This is a genomic window from Pseudomonadota bacterium (assembly GCA_018817425.1).
GTDB lineage: Bacteria > Desulfobacterota > Desulfobacteria > Desulfobacterales > RPRI01 > RPRI01.
This window is the reverse complement of sequence record JAHITX010000111.1, coordinates 58290-76929: the sequence shown is the minus strand read 5'-3', so window position 1 is coordinate 76929 and position 18640 is coordinate 58290. Positions and strand designations below refer to the sequence as shown.

The following is an 18640-nucleotide window of genomic DNA, read 5'->3' as shown; positions in this document are numbered from 1 at the left end:
GCCAAGAAAGGAAAGCTTTTATATATGAAGCGGTTTTTAATTGTTCTTGTAAGTTGTGTATTAATGTTTTGCGGCTGTGCCGTAGGGCCCGACTATATCAAACCTTCGGCGCCGGAACCGCAAAAATGGCTTGAGCACGAAGATAACAGGGTAAAAACTGAAACCGTAAGTTACAGCCATTGGTGGCGTGCTTTCAATGATCCGGTACTGGATGTTTTGATTGAATCTGCATATAAGCAGAATCTTTCGTTGCGTATTGCAGGAATTCGAATCCTGGAAGCCAGAGCGCAACTGGGAATTGCTTTCGGAAATCTATTCCCGCAGTCACAACAATTACGTGGCGGGTATTCTTATAACAGTGCAAGTGAAAACTCGGCCAACACAATTTCCGGAGACTTGTCTTACGCCGATGTGGCTGTTGGATTTGATGCCGCCTGGGAGCTGGATTTCTGGGGCAAGTTCAGGCGTTTGGTGGAATCCGGCGCTGCTAATCTGGATACCTCTGTCGCAAGCTATGATGATATGCTTGTTACACTTACAGCCGAAGTTGCCCGAACCTATGTCAGTATTCGAACATTTGAAAAAAGGCTGGCAATTGCGCGGGAAAATGTGAATATCCAACAACGTTCTCTTAGAATCGCCAATGTACGCTTTAAAGCCGGGGAAGTGACTGAACTTGATGTTGCACAGGCTACAGCGCTTCTTAAAAATACCCAGGCCCTGATACCGCGGCTGGAAGCAGCCTTGCGCCAAACCAGGAATGCGCTCTGTGTTCTGCTGGGTAAAATGCCGGATGATCTTGATGATATAATTACCGGAGAATCCGTTATTCCTAAAGCTTTTGCAGAAGTTGCCGTGGGTATACCTGCCGATCTTTTGCGCAGACGCCCGGATATACGGCTGGCGGAATCTTATGTGGCTGCCCAGAGTCCTTTGGTAGGTGTTGCCAAAGCGGATTTATTTCCTCATTTTAAACTTTTTGGTTCAATAGGGCTTCGTTCAAGCAATGGCGACTTTACCAAAGACGGAGGCTTGAACGGCAGTAGATTAAAAGATGTTTTTGATACGGACAGCCTGGAATTCTTCGGCGGGCCATCTTTTGGCTGGGATTTGTTTAACTACGGCCGGATAAAAAACAGGGTTCGTGTTCAGGATGCCAGACTTCAGCAAACGATAGTTAATTATCAAAATACTGTTCTGCGTGCTACACAGGAGGTGGAAAATGCTTTGGCCGGTTTTCTGAGAGCACAGGAAGAAGAAATTTTTTTATCTGAAGCGGAAAAAGCCGCCAAACGCTCGGTTCAAATATCAGTATTGCAGTACAGAGAAGGCTTGATAGATTATCAGAGGGTGCTTGATACTCAAAGGGCTCAGGCAACACAGGAAGATATTCTTGCCGAAACAAAAGGGTCTGTTGCGCTTAATCTGATTGCCATTTACAAAGCTCTTGGCGGAGGCTGGGAGATACGGGAAGGAAAGGATTTTGTGCCGGAAGAGACCAAGGAAGAAATGCGAAAAAGAACAAACTGGGGGAATCTTTTAAATAAACAATAAGAGCCGGTTTATTTAACGGCGGTTCAGGAAAAATCATCACTTAGCGCCTCGAAGCCGGAAATAATATCCAGCAGTTCATTGGTGATACCAGCCTGTCGTTCTTCACGGTGCTGTTTTTTAAGGTCAGCTTCGAGTTCTTCAATATTTTTTTCCGCTGCCTGCATGGCGGTGAGACGGGCCAGATTTTCGCCGGCAAGGGATTGGACAAGCGCCCTGTAAAGAGAAATATACAGATATTGCCTGAACAAATGCCGAAACATTTCGGTAGGAGGAAGGCCTAAAAGGGGCAGGCATCTTTCCGGCCATTGTATATTTCGTTTGTCAACCCAGCTTTTGTCCAGCGGAAGAACGGGGTAGCATGTCTGATCATAGCTTGTTTTTCCGGAAAGTATATTATGGCACAGATAGAAATAATCTGTTCCATGTTTGCTTTTCCGGTTTTCCAGTTTTTCCGTCAAATCCGCCACCATGATATTTACAGTATTCAGGCTTCCCGGAGCATTGTAATGCAGCTCTGTCGTAACGTTTTCATCGGTTATAGCTGCGGCAACTTTTTCTCCGACAGACCAGAAAGCCACATCCGCTCCCTGTTTTTTAAGTACTTTGTATTCAGTCATAGCTTTGGCGGCAATAATCTCATTGAACTGGCCGCACATGCCCTGGTCTGTTCCGATAACTATAATGACAGCATGTTTTTCGGCAAGGTTGCCTGAATCCGGAATAAAGTGGCTGAAGAGAATCTGCCATCCTTTATCCACTATATTTCTGTATGCTTCCAGAGATTCCACTGCCATCTCATAATGCCGGATATTCACCGCTGAAAGGGTTTTCATGCTTTTAACCACCGAGAGCAGGTCTTCAGCGGTCCTGATTTTTTTGTCCAGTACTTCCAGGGTTTGCATTGTTTTTATATAAAGGCTTTCAACACTTCGGTTATTATCTGATTCATCTTGTCCCAGACAGGATCTTTGGGCTCTGCTGTCTCAATGCTTTGGTTGAATCCGGGAATCAGTTTGGTTAATTGTTCGCAAACGGCCAATTCCGCATCCCTTATGCGTTTTATGGGGATATTATCCAGCGTGCCACTGGCAACGGACAAAAGAATTGCTATTTGACTTGCCGCACCAAGGGGAGAAAACTGGTCCTGTTTTAATACTTCGCGCACCCTTAGGCCATGGTCGAGGGTTTTTCTGGTATGATCGTCAAGCCTGGCTCCGAAACGGGCAAATGCTTCCAGTTCCTGAAACTGACTGTAGGAAAGTCTTAAATCCCCGGAGACTTTTCGATAAGCCGGAATTTGTGCCCTTCCGCCTACGCGGGAAACTGATTTGCTTACATCTACAGCCGGCAGCAATCCTTTCTGGAACATATCCGGGGAAAGATAAATCTGCCCGTCGGTGATGGATATCAGATTGGTGGGAATATATGCTGAGATGTTCTGTGCCTCGGTTTCGGCAATAGGCAGAGCCGTCAGGCTGCCTCCTCCAAGTTCGGTTTTCAAATGGGTGGCTCTTTCCAGCAGTCTGGAATGAATATAAAATATATCACCTGGAAAAGCCTCTCTGCCTGGCGGTCTGCGCATCAGCAGCGAAAGCTGCCGGTAAGCCAGGGCATGCCGCGTCAAATCGTCATAGATTATTATCGCATCATGGCCTTCATGCATGAAATACTCGGCTATACTGGTTGCTGCGTAAGGGGCGATATATTGAAGCCCCGGCGGATCATCTCCTGCTACTACCACGACGGTTGTGTAATCCATAGCATTTTGCTCTTTAAGATCGGCAATAACCTTGGCTACACTTGCGCCTCTTTGTCCTATGGCGCAATAGATGCATTTTACGTCTTTTCCTTTCTGGTTTATTATCGTATCTAAAGCAATGGCTGTTTTTCCGGTTTGCCTGTCTCCTAAAATCAGTTCCCGCTGGCCCCTTCCGATGGGAATCAGGGCGTCAATTACTTTCAGGCCGGTTTGTAAAGGTTTTTCAACCGGTGCCCGGTCTAAAATTCTTGGAGCTTGCCTTAAAACATCGTATCTTTTTTCTTCCTTTATCGAACCCAGATCATCCAGAGGCTCTCCCAGAGGATTTACTACCCGTCCCAAAAAATCAGGGCCGACGGGAATATCGAGGATGCGGTGGCTTCGGGAAACTTTTTGTCCGGCGGAAAGGTTTTCGTTATGGCCGAAAAGAACAATTCCAACACGGTCAGGCAAAATATCTAATACCATGCCCATATTCCCGTCTTCAAAAAGGACCAGTTCCTCATATTTTACATGGCTTAAGCCTTTAGCCCATACAATTCCTTCGTCTACGGATCGAATTGTTCCTATTTCTTCGGTTTCGGGAAGCGGGTTATACTGATTAGTTCCCTTTTCTATTGCATGGGACACTTCTTCAAGAATGGAATTAATATCAAAATCATTCATGCTGCATTCCGTGTTTTTGATGGAAATACCAAAAGTATTTCCTTTTCAAGATCTATTAAATATTTATCAAGATTCCAGGCAATTTTTTTATCTCCTGCAAATACTTCAATTCCCATTCCCAGGTCACGGGAAGTTTCAAAACGGACAGGTTCGGAAGATGGAAGCCATTGGCTGAATTTTTTTCGGATGTCATCGGCGACTTTTTCGGAAAGCCCGAATCCTGAAATTACCTGAACAGTTCCGGCATATTTTTCGCTTTGAAAGTACTTCTTTTCATTTTCAATTTTTTCCATGAAAACTGCGATAATCCGCGCTTCAAGCTGTTGATCGGCCAGATCCCTTATGACCTTATTGCCTATATTCATAATGTGCCGGATCGTATCCTTTTTCAGATTCGTTAAAAATTTCCGGCGTTCACGGTCAAGATTATCTGTCCAGGATTGACGCATATCGTCTATTTCCATCCGCAGTTCGGCAATTTTTATCTCGTGCCATTTTTCTATTTCCGCTTTGGCATCGGCCAGCATTTTTTCTTTGTTTTCCAAAAAATCCTGTTGCCTGGCTGCAAGTGATTCGGCATGTGCTCTGGCTTCTTTTTCGGCGTTTTTTGCCTGCTCTAATGCATTTGCAATCCTTTTTTCCCTTTCTTCCATCGCACGGATTACAGGGCGGTATAAAAATTTTTTTAAGAGAAAAATAAGGATAAAAAAATTAATGATCTGAGCGGCAATTGTAAACCAGTCTATAGGCACGATTTATCCTCCGGCTTTGGAAAGAAAATAATTCCAGAAAGGATTTGCGAAAATAAGTATCATTGTCACTACAAAACAATAGATTGCAGTTGATTCCACCATTGCCATTCCCACAAAAAGCGTTCGGGTAATCGCATTGGTTTCATCAGGCTGCTGTGCAATGGAACTTAAAGCCTGTGCCAAAGCTTTTCCTTCACCAAGGGCAGGGCCTATCGATCCTATTCCGATGCATATGCTCGAAGCAAGTATGGATGCTACAGCCACCCATGTTAAATCACTCATATTTTTTCTCCTTTTTTTATTTTTTTCGGTATTGATTGTATTTCCATCGCGGCGCCGATATACACTGCCGCGAGAATGGCAAAGATATATGCCTGAACCACTCCTGTGAGCAGCCCCAGCAACTGCATTATAACAGGGAAAAAAAGCGGGGTGATAAGCAGAAGAATGGCTCCTATCATATTGCTGCTCATAACATTGCCGAAGAGACGCACGGCAAGTGCTAACGTTCTGCTGATTTCTCCCATAATATTAAACGGAAGCATGAAAAATGAAGGACGCAGATAATTTGAAAGATAGTTAAAAAAACCCGCTCTTGAAATTCCGTAAACCGGAACAGCTATAAAAACCAGAAGGGCAAGGGCTGCTGTGGTCGAAAGCGAGCCTGTAGGCGGTTGAAATCCGGGAATTACGGAAAGTATATTGGAAACGGCTATAAACAGAAACAATGTTCCAAGAAAATCCATAATTCCTTTGGGCTGGTAAGGAGTTACTTCTTTTAACTGCTGCCGGATAGAACCGACAATTGCTTCCAGCATGCTTTGCAACAGGGAAACATCTCCGTCCGGTTTAAACCGTCTGGTTATCAGCCATGAGCCAAAAGACAGTAAAGCCATGACTATCCATGTGAAAACAATGGTTCCGTTTAAGGAAAATATGCCGTATTCCCAGAAAACAATGCTGTCAGGACTGATTGACATTCTTTTCGTCTCCTTTTGCGGAACCCAACCGGTGTGTTAAAATAAAGCGCATAAGAGCAAATGCGGCCATTGTTATCCCAAAAGCCGCAAGGCTGTGGTTTAAAGCCAGCCAGAATCCACCAAGCGCTATAGATGTTCGTATAATGAAGCTGTATCCAAGAAAACGTTGGGGATTTTGTTTTTGCGGGATTTTTTTTAAAGTCCACCACAACCCCCCGAAAAAGAGAATACTCAGGATTACTCCCCATACCGTTGCAACACATATGACAAAAGGGTCAATCTCCATTATCTTCCCTTTCTTCTTTGATGCCGTTTCTTTCCCGCGTAATCCATCTCCAGGCGTTGGCGCATCCTGAAACAATGCCGATTATCATAAGCATCAGTGTCCAGGAATAGCGGCTCGGATATTTGATGTCTATCCATAATCCGATAAAAATTCCTGCCACGGTCGGAACGGCCACAGACCATCCCACCACACCGAACATACCCAGGCCAAACCAGAATCCTTCTTTTTTTTTCTTTTCCGCCCGGATTTTGCGCTTTTCACGGATGTCTACGGCATGGGAAAACTGCCGTTCTTTTTTATCGAAATTTTCAGAATCTTCAGGCATTTTTTCCGATTTCCATAAAACTTCGTATAAAACCGGCTTCAAGCCGGGCTACTGCTGTTTGGGTTTGCTTTTCACGATCATCGGTCTCATAGATAATTCTATCTACCGTTTCCTTTAAAAATCCAAGTTCTCCCTTAAAAGCCATTTGGGTAGTAACAGCAACACGCTCCTGTTGCTTGACCAGTATTCCTTCCTTTAGTGCGAGAAATTGTTCACTGCCGGATTCCGAAAAATATTTCAGAATACCCGGAACAAGAGCGGTCACGAAATCGATATGTTTCGGCAAAATGCAAAATGAGCCCTCCGGGCCTTCTCCCACAATTTTTTTGACAGGAGAGTCCAAAAAGATTTCCGATGGAAGATAAATGGTTAGATTCAAGTTTTTTCTCCCATTGTTTTTTTTGCTTCATCAACTGAACCAATCATATACAAAGCGCTTTCCGGAATATCGGAAAATTCGTCATTTATTATTCTTTCACATCCTGAAATTGTGTCTTCAATACCCACAAATTTTCCATCAAGTCCTGTAAACTGATTTGTTGTAAAAAAGGGCTGGGTAAGAAACCGTTCCAGCCGTCTTGCCCTGAAAACCGTTTTGCGGTCTTCGCGTGCCAGCTCCTCAATGCCAAGCATGGCGATAATATCTTTTAATTCTTCATAATTTGCCAGAGTTTTTCTGACTTCCCGTGCAATATCGTAATGTCTTTGTCCTACAATACGGGGCTGGAGCATGGCGGATCTGGACTGTAAAGGATCAATAGCAGGATAAAATCCTTCACCTGCCCGTTTTCGTGAAAGAACGATGGAGGCTGACAAATGTGAAAAAGTATGAACCGCCGAAGGGTCGGTTAAATCATCGGCAGGTACGTAAACCGCCTGTATGGATGTAATGGCGGCTTTGGCGCCACTTGATATGCGTTCTTCCAGTTCGGCCAGTTCAGTGCCCATGGTGGGTTGGTATCCCATTCTTGAGGGCAGCCTTCCCAGAAGTCCCGATAGTTCGGAACCGGCCTGTATGAAACGGAAAATATTATCAATGAGAAGCAATACGTCCTGGCCCAGGTCATCCCGGAAATACTCGGCCATAGTCAGAGCAACGTGACCCACGCGAAACCGGGCGCCGGGAGGCTCATCCATCTGGCCGAAAACCATCACCGTATTTTTAAGTACGCCGGCCTGGCTCATTTCCCTGTAAAGTTCTTCCCCTTCCCTGCAACGTTCCCCGATGCCGCAGAAAATGCTCATCCCTTTATGTTTGCCGACTATATTATGGATCAACTCGGTTATAACCACGGTCTTACCCACACCCGCCCCTCCGAACAATCCGGCTTTGCCGCCCCGTTCAAGAGGGACTAAAAGGTCGATGGCTTTTATTCCGGTTAAAAAAATTTCCTGGCTGGTAGTACGCCCGGATAAATTAATGGATGGGCGATGAATAGATCTGTATTCGGAATATTCGGTTTTTTCAAGTCCGTCGATAGTTTCTCCGAACACATTGAACATCCGGCCCAGAAGATTTTTGCCTACAGGCGATGTCAGTGTTTTGCCGTATGAACGCGCTATGTCACCCCTGCCAAGCCCTGAAGTGGAAGAAAGGGCTATACCTCTGATGCGGTTTGCATCTATATGGGTGACGGCTTCAATGGGAATTGGCTTATCTTCGCCTGCCCAAAGCAGGGTATATAAGGGTGGCAGGTCTTTATTGAAAAATATGTCAACGATGCCGCCGCGCACGGAAACTACAATACCTTCGTTTATAGTTGCCTGGTTCCCGTAATTGGTCATTCTCAGCTCCGAAAAAGTCAAAAAGCAATAATTAAGGATGTATATTGCTAAATTCAGCACATACAGATTGAAAAATAATTCTACTGCTAAAGATTTTGATAGACAACAAAAAACTGATAATGAAAATAATGAGAATTAAAACTATAAACAATTACCGTAATATATAAACCATAGGGTTTGAAGGATTTTATAAATATTCTTGACATAATCGTTTGCCGGAAGTTATTAAAAACAATCATACCTATATATTTGTTGATAGCCATAATTTGATAAGCAGATAAATAGTTTATTATTGCTAAAAAGAATTTTCATTAATAATTTTTTGCGGAGAAACCAATGCCAAGCAAAGAAAACACCGATTTCACCCACATTATAAAAAACAATTCTTCGATTCAGCAAGTTGTAAGCCGTGTAAGTCCTGAGCTAACCGCAAGAAGATATCACAAACCGGCCGTATGCAATGTATTTATGAATGACTCTATAAGAACAGATGAAACAGATGATTATAAGTTTGAGATTCATGTTGAAGCAAAAAAACGATTGCCTGACATAATAGGAAACAAAGTTCAAATTTTAAAAGGCATGGATTCTGCCGATGAATCATTCAAAAAGAAATATTGTAAAAAACGAAATATAGGAATTGTGTTTTCGGGTGGACCGGCGCCAGGGGGGCACAATGTTATCGCAGGTATGTATGATGCCGCAAAGAAAGCCAATCCCGAAAGTGCTATATACGGTTTTTTGCTTGGCCCTGACGGGATTATTGAAAATGAATGCGTAGAATTGACAGATGATATAGTTGATGCCTACAGAAACCTTGGCGGATTCGGCATGATAAAAACAGGCCGTACAAAAATTGATTCCAAGGGAAAAACGTCTCTCTCAAAGGAGACATGCAGCAAATTGAAACTGGATGCACTTGTAATTGTGGGAGGAGATGATTCAAATACAAATGCTGCCTTTCTTGCACAAGACATGTTTGATGATGGTGTGCAAATCATTGGTGTTCCAAAAACAATTGATGGTGATATCCAGGTAAGGGATGCAAACGGAACGATTCTTTGTGCAATTTCTTTCGGCTTTCATACGGCAGCTCTTGCTTTTGCAAATTCCGTAAGCAATCTATGCACAGACAGCAGTTCGGATGTAAAGTACTGGCACATATGTAAAGTAATGGGAAGGGTTGCAAGCCATCTTGCCCTAGAAGTTGCCCTCCAGACTCATGCCAATATAACTCTTATAGGTGAGGATCTGGCCGATTATGTGGATGTAAGAAGGTTGGAAAAAGCAAAAAAAGATGGAACTGTTGATTATACGGCTTTCGGGATGACTTTGCGTCATTTGTCCCGTATGCTTTGTGACGGGATTGTGCGAAGAGCCGCAGTCGGGAAAAATTTTGGAGTAATAGTTATTCCGGAAGGTGTTCTTGAATTTGTAAATGAGATCCAGGTATTTATTATCAAACTTAACACGATTATCGCCAAATACAATTCAACCCATGATAACGACTTTCACAGCGATTTTCCCGTTTTGGAAGAAAAGCTTGATTACTTACGCAGATTGGCAAAAACTTCACGGGAAGAGGGTGGTTTTACTATCTGGAACACAAGAGATGATGATTTGTTTAATGACATTCCGGCTTTTTTCCAGGAAGGTCTTCTTACAGAAAGAGATAGCCATGGCAATTTTCAGTTCTCTCAGGTTGAAACGGATAAAGTGCTTATGGGTCTTGTTAAAGATTATCTTAAAATATTAAAAGAAAAAGGTCAGTACAAGGTTGGAATCAAAAAAAGCTATTTCAGTAAAACTCTGAAAAAGGGTAATCTTAACCCCGATCTTTACGGCCCTGCGCTTTTTAATGATTATAAAGAAGAGTTTCTGATAGTCAAAGATTCCATTACATCGCTTAAAACCTTAACTATGGAGCTTGTTAAAGAAGGCTTTTTGGCGGAAGATGAGAAAATTCCGGGGCCGGTAGAAAAAATCTACAAAAAATCCGTACCCAGCTTTAAGACACAGCTTCATTTTTATGGCTACGATGGAAGAGGAAATGATCCAAGCGGTTTTGACTGTGTTTATGGATATAATTTAGGCCTTACAGCTTTCAGCCTCGTAGCAAACGGGGCAACCGGCCAAATGGCTGCTATAAAAAACCTTGAAAAAGAATTTAACAAATGGGAACCGATAGGTATTCCCATAGCTCCTCTTATGCGGATTGAAGAAAGAAAAGGAAAGATGGAACTGGTTTTGGAAAAAACTATTGTAGATGTAAATTCGCCGGCCTTTAATATAGTAAAAGAACTTCGGGAAAAATGGCTTGGTGCTTACCATGGTGAAGATAACTACCGTAAGCCCGGGCCTATAAGATTTAGTGAAAACTGTGAAGAAAACAGGCCATTGACGTTTATCTTGAATGAACTTGTAAGACAAGAGTCGGGCAAGTAAGGCCGGAACTCAGGATTATTTGTTCCGGGCATTTGAATTACTCTTTTTTACTAAACGTTTACTTTCCTGCCGAATGGGATGCCTAATTTGCGCATTTTTGTTCGAAGAGTTGAAGGGTTTATTTTTAAAAGCTTTGCCGCACCTTTTTCCCCGTCTACACGGCCACCGGTTATGTTCAGTGCATTTATAATCGCTTGTGACATCGTTTCTTCAAGACCGAGAGGATTTCTATCGTAACTCTCGGATATCATAACAGTCGCGTGAGGCATAATATCACCCAGATTGTCAAATGCCAGCGGTTGTCCCATGCTGAGGATAAGGGCACGTTCGACCGCGTTCTGTAGTTCCCTGACATTGCCGGGCCAGTTGTAATTCATCAGTTTCTCAATTGCTCCGGGAGCAAGAGTGGGAACATTAGTAAACCCCATCTCCTGTGTCTTTTTCATCATGAAATATTGGACCAGGGCTGGAATATCAATGCGTCGGTCACGCAGCGGCGGAATCATGATGGGAAAAACCCGCAAGCGGAAATAGAGATCCTCACGGAACTTTCCCTCTGCCAGCATGGCCTCCAGATTGCGATGCGTAGCAGCGATTATACGAATATCAACCTTGATGGTTTCTGTCCCACCTACCCGTTCAATCTCTTTTTCCTGGATAACCCGCAAGAGACTGATTTGTGCCCCCGGTGTTAACTCGCCGATCTCATCGAGAAAGATTGTGCCGCCCTGGGCGCGCTCGAAGCGGCCCCGTTTCTGAAAGAAGGCGCCTGTAAATGCTCCCTTCTCATGACCGAACAGCTCGCTATCCATAAGTGACTCCGGGATAGCGCCACAATTCACCTTAATAAAAGGACCGTTTCTACGCGGTGACAAATTATGAATGGCTGTGGCAATTACCTCTTTTCCGGTTCCGGTTTCTCCCAGCAAGAGAACGGGGCTGGCCAGGGGAGCCACCTGGCCAACCATTCCCGTGACCTGTTTCAGACCGAAATGGGCGCCCACGATCTCTTCTCCCGTTTGTTGCCGTAACTCATCCTGTAAATATTTGTTGTCATCTGCCAGGATTTCCTTCAGTCTTAGGACCTCCCGGTAACGCAGATAATTGCTTAGGGCAATGGCAAAGGGTTCATTCAAAAGCGAAAAAAGTCGGATATGTTTTTTTGAATACTTATTGTTCCCATGATTACCGACAAAAATACCGGCTATAAAATCCCATTCCAGCTTTGGTCCTATCGCCATAAAAGCTGCATCATGATAGCCTATAATTTCAGATAGATAATTTACAATGGGATGATCGCCAATCCTGTCAGCCACCAATACCTTTGGCCTTACCTTAGGATTTATTCTCATTTCCTCGATAATTTGTTTCGTATCTTCCGGAACAACGCTTTTTAAGGATGTAAGTTCTCCTCCCCTCAAATCAGCCTTTGCAATAATTTCAGCGGTTTCCGGTGCTGGATCATAAACAGCGATCAGCATGATCTCCGCCGGGATAAAGTCGCGTATGTACATAAAGCAATCCCACAGTGCTCTTTCGATCTCCAGGCTGCCACAGATCCGTAATGTGGCCTCCCGGAAAAAATAATTTTCATCTAGTGGCATGGGAATTTCCTATTATTAATGTATAAAGTCCGTTTATTACCACAGTTTAATGAAATATACGTGCAATGCAACAAATATTATCGTTGCATACAACATATTCGTTGCTATCTTTGTATATATATCTGTATTTACATGCAAATTTACTTTGGCACGATTTGAGCTAAGACTATAAATAACTATATAAAATGAAATACCTGAAGATGGGATCCTTTGATTTGTTGATAACATAATCGTCGTTAAGGAGGGTAAGAAATGGAAAAGTATGATTTCGTAATCGTTGGTGGAGGGCACAATGGGTTATCAACTGCTGCTTACCTGGCTAAGTCGGGATATACGGTAGCAGTGGCCGAGGCGCGGGTTGAGGCCGGCGGATGTATGGACTTTTCCGAAGTCAGGGCAGGTTGCATCATTCAGCCACATGCTCTTATAAGTTATGCGAACGCATCTCCAGGCATGGATCATCTTGACCTGTGGAGGTTTGGGCTTCGGTTTGCGCCCGTTAAAGGGCCTTTTATGTTGGTTAACTCGGATGACAGGCCTGTTCTGGGTCTTCACCCTCAAGACCCAGCGATGACCAGCAGGGCCTTTGAGGTTTTGAAAACGTGGTCGGTAAAGGATGCTCAGTTGTGGGAGAAGATTGCATATGAGATGGTTCCCCATCTGAAGGATATATTGCGATCAATATTTTGGGTTCCCCCATGGCCTCTTGACCTTGAGTATGAGCCGGAGGATCTCCCATGGTACCAAGTACTCTGCAAGGCCATGCCGCAATTGTTCCGTCCCGACTGGCTTGAGTTGAGTCTGGTTGAAATCATGGAAGAAATCATGGAATGCGGACCCATGAAGGCTGCGATGATGTACCAAATCTACTACCAGGGAGTAGCGCCGCATTGGCGGAAGCTGGCGATCCCAGCCTTTGGAACCTATCTCTTGATGAATTATTCTGACGGCATGTTTGTTGGCGGGATGCATATGTATGCTCATGCAATCATCCGTAGCGCTATGCACCACGGTGCCAAAATTCTCACCAACTCGCCTGTGGAAGAGATTATAGTGAAAGATAACAAAGCAGTGGGGATACGTCTTTCCGATAGCGCTCAATACAAAGAGAAGCTCATCATGGCTAACAAGGCTGTGATAAGTTCTGTGGATACTCAGCAGACTTTCTTAAGGCTGGTCGGTTCCGATCATCTGGACAAATCATTTAAACAAAGGGTAGCGGACCTGGATATGAGATCCGGTTCCTGTGTCTACACGCATATCATCGCCAAGGATTACCCCAGATGCAAGGGGGAAGCGGGCAAATTGATGGCCGAGTTTGACTTGCCGCCTGCCGCATACATTTATCCCATGGATGATACCCAGGGTTATATGAATTATATTCGGGACGTGGAAGGGTTTAAAAATAGTGGAAAATTCGGTCCCCATCTGGCTGGGGGCGGCTATGCCAATGTGACGGCCTTAGATCCCACAATAGCTCCTAAGGGCTATACTGTCCTGGGTGGCTTTCAGACTAATGTTCCGCCTCCTGAATATCATTGTGACGGACCTGATGCCATTTCCTTTGAGAAAAAGGAGGAGTTTAACAATATGATCAAGGAAATGGTATGTCAGATGGCGCCGAACATGAGAGAAGACATAGTGTATTTCAATAGTAATACTCCGCTTGAAGATGAGTTCCGCAATGCCGGACTTGGTGGTGGTGCATGGTGCGGGCCTGCCGAGACCGCAGACCAGTGGTGGAGCAACCGGCCCTTGCCGGAACTATCGCGATACCGTGCGCCGATAGAGAACCTTTACCTTGCTCATCAGTCACAATATCCCGGTGGCCTTTGCCTGATGGCGGTTGCATACAACCTGATGCATATCCTGATAGATGATGGGGTGGTGGAGCCTAAAGCCTGGTGGTATCCCTCGCCATGGCATGTCAAGGACGGAGACAAGACAATACCGCGAATCGGTTGATACTACAAAGATAAATTAAAGGAGGTACAATATGTCAAGCGCTACGAATAATGCAATTGATAAACTGGTTCCCTATAAACGCGATGCTGTGGGGGCGATCCCCGAGTTTCCGAGGGAATCCGAATTCGATGTGGTGATTATTGGCGGGGGCCCCAATGGGCTTATTGCCGGTGCGTATCTGGCTCGTGCGGGCTTAAGTGTGATTGTGCTTGAAAAGCGCACGGAAGTCGGCGGCGGGCTGGCTACAGAAGAAGTTCTTTTCCCGTGCTATTATACCCACACCCATGCCATTTATCATATGATGACGGATTACATGCCCCTTTTGCAGGATTTTGATCTTTCAAAACATGGGGTGAGTTTTTATACTCCCAATTACCAGACCGGGATGGTCTACGAAGACGGATCATCCTTTGTCCTGTGCAGAAGCATCGACGATACCGCCGATTCCCTGCGCCGGCTGTCCCATAAAGATGCCGAAACTTTTTTGAAGTTAATGCGGACATGGGAGCCGATGTTCGATGAGATTCTGGGGCCTGCAACCTACTATCCGCCCATGCCCGCACTGGAACAGGTCGTCAGTATGCAGAGAACTGCTATAGGTAAAGCATTAATTGACCTGACGGAAAAAACCCCCCTTGAGGTGATTACTGAGTTATTTGAGAATAAAAAGATACAGGCCGCAATGCTTTATTGCGTCTGCATGTTTGGACTAGACCCCAATGGCGCAGGAATGGGATTCTTAATCCCCCTGTTGCTGCAAAGGGCGGGGTGGAACAAAGCCTATTGTAACGGCGGCTCACACCGAATGGCTGCTGCCCTGGCGCGGGAGATTATGGGAGCCGGCGGTATGATCATGAGTCCTGCGCCTGTTACCAAAATACTTGTAGCAAATGGTAAAGCAACGGGCGTGGAAATGTATGACGGCCGTCAGATAAAGGCGAAAGCTATTCTATCCAGCCTTGATCCGCAACAGACTTTCCAGGAGATGGTGGGGCCGGAGCATCTGGATGGTTACCTGAATCAGACATCAAAAGCCTGGCAGTATGAAAAAAAGAGTTTTTTTACTACACATGCAGTGCTGTATGAGCCGCCAAAATATAAGGCCGATGATGCCTGGGTAGATAAAGCTTTTATGACTGTTATGGGATTTGAGAATGTGGACGAACTCCTGCAATACTGGAAGGGTGTTAAAGACGGGGATATTTCAGATCAACTGGTCGGGCACTCTACCTGTGAGACTTTAATTGATCCGCATCTGGCCAGAGTTCCTCCCGTTTCTATAACACCGGTAATGCTGGATACCTCCAAGCTCAAGCCGAGAGCACAGCATATAGCATTCTTCCAGATGCATGCCCCTTACGATCTTAAGGGCGGGTGGGAGAAGAGAACTGATGAAATTACCGAAAAGGTTCTTGAGAGATGGCGCAGGTATGCTCCGAACATGACAAAAGAGAATATGTACATGGTGCATAGCGAGACACCTGTGGATATCGAAACGCGCCTTGCAAGCATGCGCCGTGGCTCGTTCAAGCATGGAGATTATATTCCGTTTCAGATGGGCATGTTCCGGCCCAATGAACAGTGTTCGTCCGGCCGGACACCGATTGAGGGTCTCTACACCTGTGGTGCTTCGAACTATCCCGGCGGTCTGGTACTGGGAGGGCCAGGGTATCTTGCAGCCAATGCTGTAGCTGAAAATTTAGAAATCAAAAAATGGTGGAAACCGACCAAGAATATGCGCCGGTATGAACGGGTGTATCTGAGCAAATAAAGAAAGGTTCCGGTGGGGTGTAAAACCCCACCATACTATGGCGAACAACCCAAATATGCACCGTAACTGCGGGAGACTTTGATGGCTGTAGTGGATTTAGATACTGCCCGGAGCAGGCTTAGGGATTGGTTCGCTATCAAGCTGCCGCAGGCCGGCGATGTGGTGATTTCATCATTAAGGAGGCCCGACTCCGGTGCCTCCAACGAAACATTTTTTGTCGAGCTTCAGTGGCGTTGTGGCAGTGACATCCGCGTGGAAAAACTCGTGGTGCGCTGGCCGCCTGGGGGGTACAAGGTGTTTCCTGACTATGCCTACGACATGACGCAGCAATACACACTGCTGTATCGTCTTGGCGATACCAGCGTACCGGTCCCCCCGGCGCGTTGGCTGGAGGAGGACGCTGCGGTGATTGGCGCCCCCTTTTATATTGTTGACCAGGTCGATGGGTGGGTTCCGGGCGACTTTCCGCCCTACCAAATAGCCGGCCCGCTGTTCGAGGCGAAGGCCGCAGAGAAGGCCAAGACCTGGTGGAGCGCCGTCGATACCATGGCTGCCATCCATACCCTGGACTGGCGAAAGGCCGGCCTGGATTTCCTCGGCGTGCCTGGCGCCGGCAAGAACTACATAGAGCGGCAGGTTGCCTATTACGAAGAGGTGTTCCAGCAAAACAGCGAGCCCATGCCGGGCATCCTGAAAACCAGCCGGGACTGGCTCCTGAAAAACAGCTTCGAACCAAGGCACTTTTCCTTATGTTGGGGCGATGCCCGGTTGGGCAACATGATCATTTGCGACCATCAGGTCGCGGCGGTACTGGATTGGGAAATGGCGTGTATAGGCGACCCGGAATCCGATCTTGGTTGGTTTGCCCACATCGATTGGGCCACCAGCGTCGGTCGCCCGGCCTCGCCTTTCCCGCGCATGACGGGTCTTCCAAGCATGCAGGAGACTATCGCACACTACGAACAGGCGACAAAACGGAAGGTGGAAAACCTGCATTACTACGAGGTGCTTGCCACTTGGCGCCTGGCCATTCTTTTCACCCGCATGGAGAACAACGAAAGTTATCTGGAGCGCTCCAAAAACAAGAAGGGCTTTATCACCTGGTCCCATTTTGAAAAGCTGCGGAACCTTTTGGGTCTGTAGTTGCTTAATAACTATTAACAGAACAAAAAGAAATAAGGGAGGAAGATACTATGGAGAGAGATCCAAAATTATATTGGCCCGATGAAAAATACCAGGGCCTTCGGCCTCAGCCGGGGGTAATGCAGTTGTGGTTTCATGATGGTATTTTTACTAACGGATATTCCATGCAACTTATGTTTCATACTGCTCCCGCCAAGTCCAGTATTTGGCTCGACGTCTGTGGACCGGATGGAAAAAATACCAATGTAGTAACTTTTTTTGATACGGATACTATTACCGCATCAACGGAATACTGTGATGTCAAGATGGGCGATAATTATGTGTTTGGTAAATTTCCTAAATACGAGATGCATTTTCGTCATGAAAACATGGGCGCGGATTTTGTCTACGAATGCCTGACACAACCGATTTTTGAACCCCCCGACGGGGTTTATCAGGGAAGAGAGCAAGGACCGCCAACACCATTATATTTTGGATATGCCGTTCGCCCCCGATGCCGGGTTACCGGCAAATTGATAATAGATGGTAAAGAAATCCCGGTAGAGGGAGAGGGCTATGGAGATCATGAATGGAAATACGCTCCTCCAGGTCACTTCCAGCACCATTGCTGGACATGGGGAAAGGTATATCTTCCCGAACATACGCTTGTTTGGTGGGATGCGGTACTTAACCCTACCTTTGGTTTCCAAAGATGCAAGTGGCTTTGGTCTTTAAGCGGGGATAAGCTGTTCGAATATTCAAATCATGCCGCCATGTATGTGGAATTAGTCGACCTTGAAATGACGGAGTCTGGCGCCACCCTGCCTAAAAAGATTGTTCTTACTATTGATGAACCAAGGATCAAGGGAACGGCAACCTATAACATTAAACACATAGCAAAAAACGTACCTATTGACGCTTTTGGCAGCTTTAAAATTGATCCTGAAACATGGATAGGCCTAAGGCATTATGCCCGGTTTGTATCCGAATGTCATTCCGATTTTGAAATAGATGGTAAAAGGATTGTAGCAGACTCAATGGAATCCCATGAAGTGGGGAAATGATAATTTAATATAATTACATAAAATGGGGGAACCATGGCTGAAGAAAAAGAAGAAAAAAAAGTTAGTGCAAGCATGCTGATGAAATCAACTGGTCTGGGAGAGACTATGCTGTATGCCGAACCGGTAAGTTGTAATATAGTAGGAGATATTCTCATTCTTCATGTCAAAACGGTTTCACCGGTACAGTGGCATATAAGAACCGGGATTACATATAGGGGGATACTAAAGCTGTTGTGGTGTATCTTTAAAAATTTCTCCGTAGTCAAATTCCTGTTTTCCGGTTTTATAAGACTTAAAAATCCCAGGTTGAACGAGGAATTTTAAAGAGTTTAAGAACTAAACGATAATACTTTTACTCCGGCATGGAGCAGCCTTCTTGTCGTTTCGTGTCCTGCCTGACATAATAAAAAGTTGTTGCTACCCTTCTAAGGGTTGTTTCATGCCGGAGATAGAAATAATTATATTAATCTAACGTAGTCTCTTTCTATTTACATTGCCAACTCCAATTCAACGTTTCCTTACTTAAAGTTCACCGACATTGTAGACTACTCAACCCTAAAAT

General features: G+C 45.2%; 17 protein-coding genes. 7 read left to right on the top strand and 10 right to left on the bottom strand.

Going from position 1 to position 18640, the window contains the following annotated elements; translation table 11 throughout:
• Positions 1–24 precede the first annotated feature (24 nt).
• The gene (locus KKC46_18940; protein MBU1055881.1) at positions 25–1554 is read left to right on the top strand and encodes an efflux transporter outer membrane subunit; all 1530 of its coding nucleotides are present in this window, start codon (positions 25–27) and stop codon (positions 1552–1554) included.
• A gap of 23 nt (positions 1555–1577) precedes the next feature.
• Here the strand turns inward: KKC46_18940 and KKC46_18935 are convergent, their stop codons facing one another.
• From KKC46_18935 to atpD, 9 genes are read right to left on the bottom strand one after another with little or no spacing between them, the layout of a single operon-like run.
• Positions 1578–2456 (bottom strand): F0F1 ATP synthase subunit gamma, encoded by an 879-nt coding sequence (locus tag KKC46_18935; GenBank protein ID MBU1055880.1) that lies wholly within the window; start codon positions 2454–2456, stop codon positions 1578–1580.
• A 5-nt stretch (positions 2457–2461) separates the two neighbouring features.
• A complete protein-coding gene (locus KKC46_18930; protein ID MBU1055879.1) occupies positions 2462–3979 on the bottom strand; it encodes an alternate F1F0 ATPase, F1 subunit alpha in 1518 nt (505 codons plus the stop codon).
• A complete protein-coding gene (locus KKC46_18925) occupies positions 3976–4731 on the bottom strand; it encodes a hypothetical protein (protein ID MBU1055878.1) in 756 nt (251 codons plus the stop codon). Before KKC46_18925 ends, KKC46_18930 begins: the two co-directional genes overlap by 4 nt.
• Before the next feature lie 3 nt (positions 4732–4734).
• On the bottom strand, positions 4735–5013 hold the full coding sequence (locus tag KKC46_18920) for a F0F1 ATP synthase subunit C (GenBank protein ID MBU1055877.1): 279 nt from the start codon (positions 5011–5013) through the stop codon (positions 4735–4737).
• A complete protein-coding gene (locus KKC46_18915; protein ID MBU1055876.1) occupies positions 5010–5711 on the bottom strand; it encodes a F0F1 ATP synthase subunit A in 702 nt (233 codons plus the stop codon). The genes KKC46_18920 and KKC46_18915 overlap by 4 nt, the downstream gene beginning before the upstream one ends.
• Positions 5695–5997 (bottom strand): ATP synthase subunit I, encoded by a 303-nt coding sequence (locus KKC46_18910; protein MBU1055875.1) that lies wholly within the window; start codon positions 5995–5997, stop codon positions 5695–5697. Before KKC46_18910 ends, KKC46_18915 begins: the two co-directional genes overlap by 17 nt.
• Positions 5987–6322 (bottom strand): AtpZ/AtpI family protein, encoded by a 336-nt coding sequence (locus KKC46_18905; GenBank protein ID MBU1055874.1) that lies wholly within the window; start codon positions 6320–6322, stop codon positions 5987–5989. The genes KKC46_18910 and KKC46_18905 overlap by 11 nt, the downstream gene beginning before the upstream one ends.
• The gene (locus tag KKC46_18900) at positions 6315–6701 is read right to left on the bottom strand and encodes a F0F1 ATP synthase subunit epsilon (protein ID MBU1055873.1); all 387 of its coding nucleotides are present in this window, start codon (positions 6699–6701) and stop codon (positions 6315–6317) included. Before KKC46_18900 ends, KKC46_18905 begins: the two co-directional genes overlap by 8 nt.
• On the bottom strand, positions 6698–8107 hold the full coding sequence (gene atpD, locus KKC46_18895) for a F0F1 ATP synthase subunit beta (protein MBU1055872.1): 1410 nt from the start codon (positions 8105–8107) through the stop codon (positions 6698–6700). Before atpD ends, KKC46_18900 begins: the two co-directional genes overlap by 4 nt.
• 336 nt (positions 8108–8443) lie before the next feature.
• Here atpD and KKC46_18890 point away from each other — a divergent pair, with 336 nt between their 5' ends.
• Positions 8444–10552, top strand: a complete 2109-nt coding sequence (locus KKC46_18890; protein MBU1055871.1) for a 6-phosphofructokinase — start codon at positions 8444–8446, stop codon at positions 10550–10552.
• Positions 10553–10602: 50 nt separating this feature from the next.
• Here the strand turns inward: KKC46_18890 and KKC46_18885 are convergent, their stop codons facing one another.
• On the bottom strand, positions 10603–12156 hold the full coding sequence (locus KKC46_18885; GenBank protein ID MBU1055870.1) for a sigma-54 dependent transcriptional regulator: 1554 nt from the start codon (positions 12154–12156) through the stop codon (positions 10603–10605).
• A 252-nt stretch (positions 12157–12408) separates the two neighbouring features.
• On the opposite strand from KKC46_18885, the gene KKC46_18880 reads away from it, so the two are divergent.
• From KKC46_18880 to KKC46_18860, 5 genes are all read left to right on the top strand, one after another.
• Positions 12409–14121: an NAD(P)/FAD-dependent oxidoreductase gene (locus KKC46_18880; GenBank protein MBU1055869.1), complete on the top strand. Its 1713-nt coding sequence runs from the start codon at positions 12409–12411 to the stop codon at positions 14119–14121.
• 31 nt (positions 14122–14152) lie between these two features.
• Positions 14153–15892 carry an NAD(P)/FAD-dependent oxidoreductase gene (locus KKC46_18875; protein ID MBU1055868.1) on the top strand — a complete coding sequence of 580 codons (1740 nt, stop codon included), beginning with the start codon at positions 14153–14155 and terminating at the stop codon, positions 15890–15892.
• Positions 15893–15973: 81 nt separating this feature from the next.
• Complete coding sequence (locus tag KKC46_18870; protein MBU1055867.1) at positions 15974–17035, top strand: phosphotransferase family protein; 1062 nt, start codon at positions 15974–15976, stop codon at positions 17033–17035.
• Positions 17036–17085: 50 nt separating this feature from the next.
• Positions 17086–18078 (top strand): hypothetical protein, encoded by a 993-nt coding sequence (locus KKC46_18865; protein ID MBU1055866.1) that lies wholly within the window; start codon positions 17086–17088, stop codon positions 18076–18078.
• A gap of 33 nt (positions 18079–18111) precedes the next feature.
• Positions 18112–18402, top strand: a complete 291-nt coding sequence (locus KKC46_18860; protein MBU1055865.1) for a hypothetical protein — start codon at positions 18112–18114, stop codon at positions 18400–18402.
• The last annotated feature ends 238 nt before the right edge of the window (positions 18403–18640 follow it).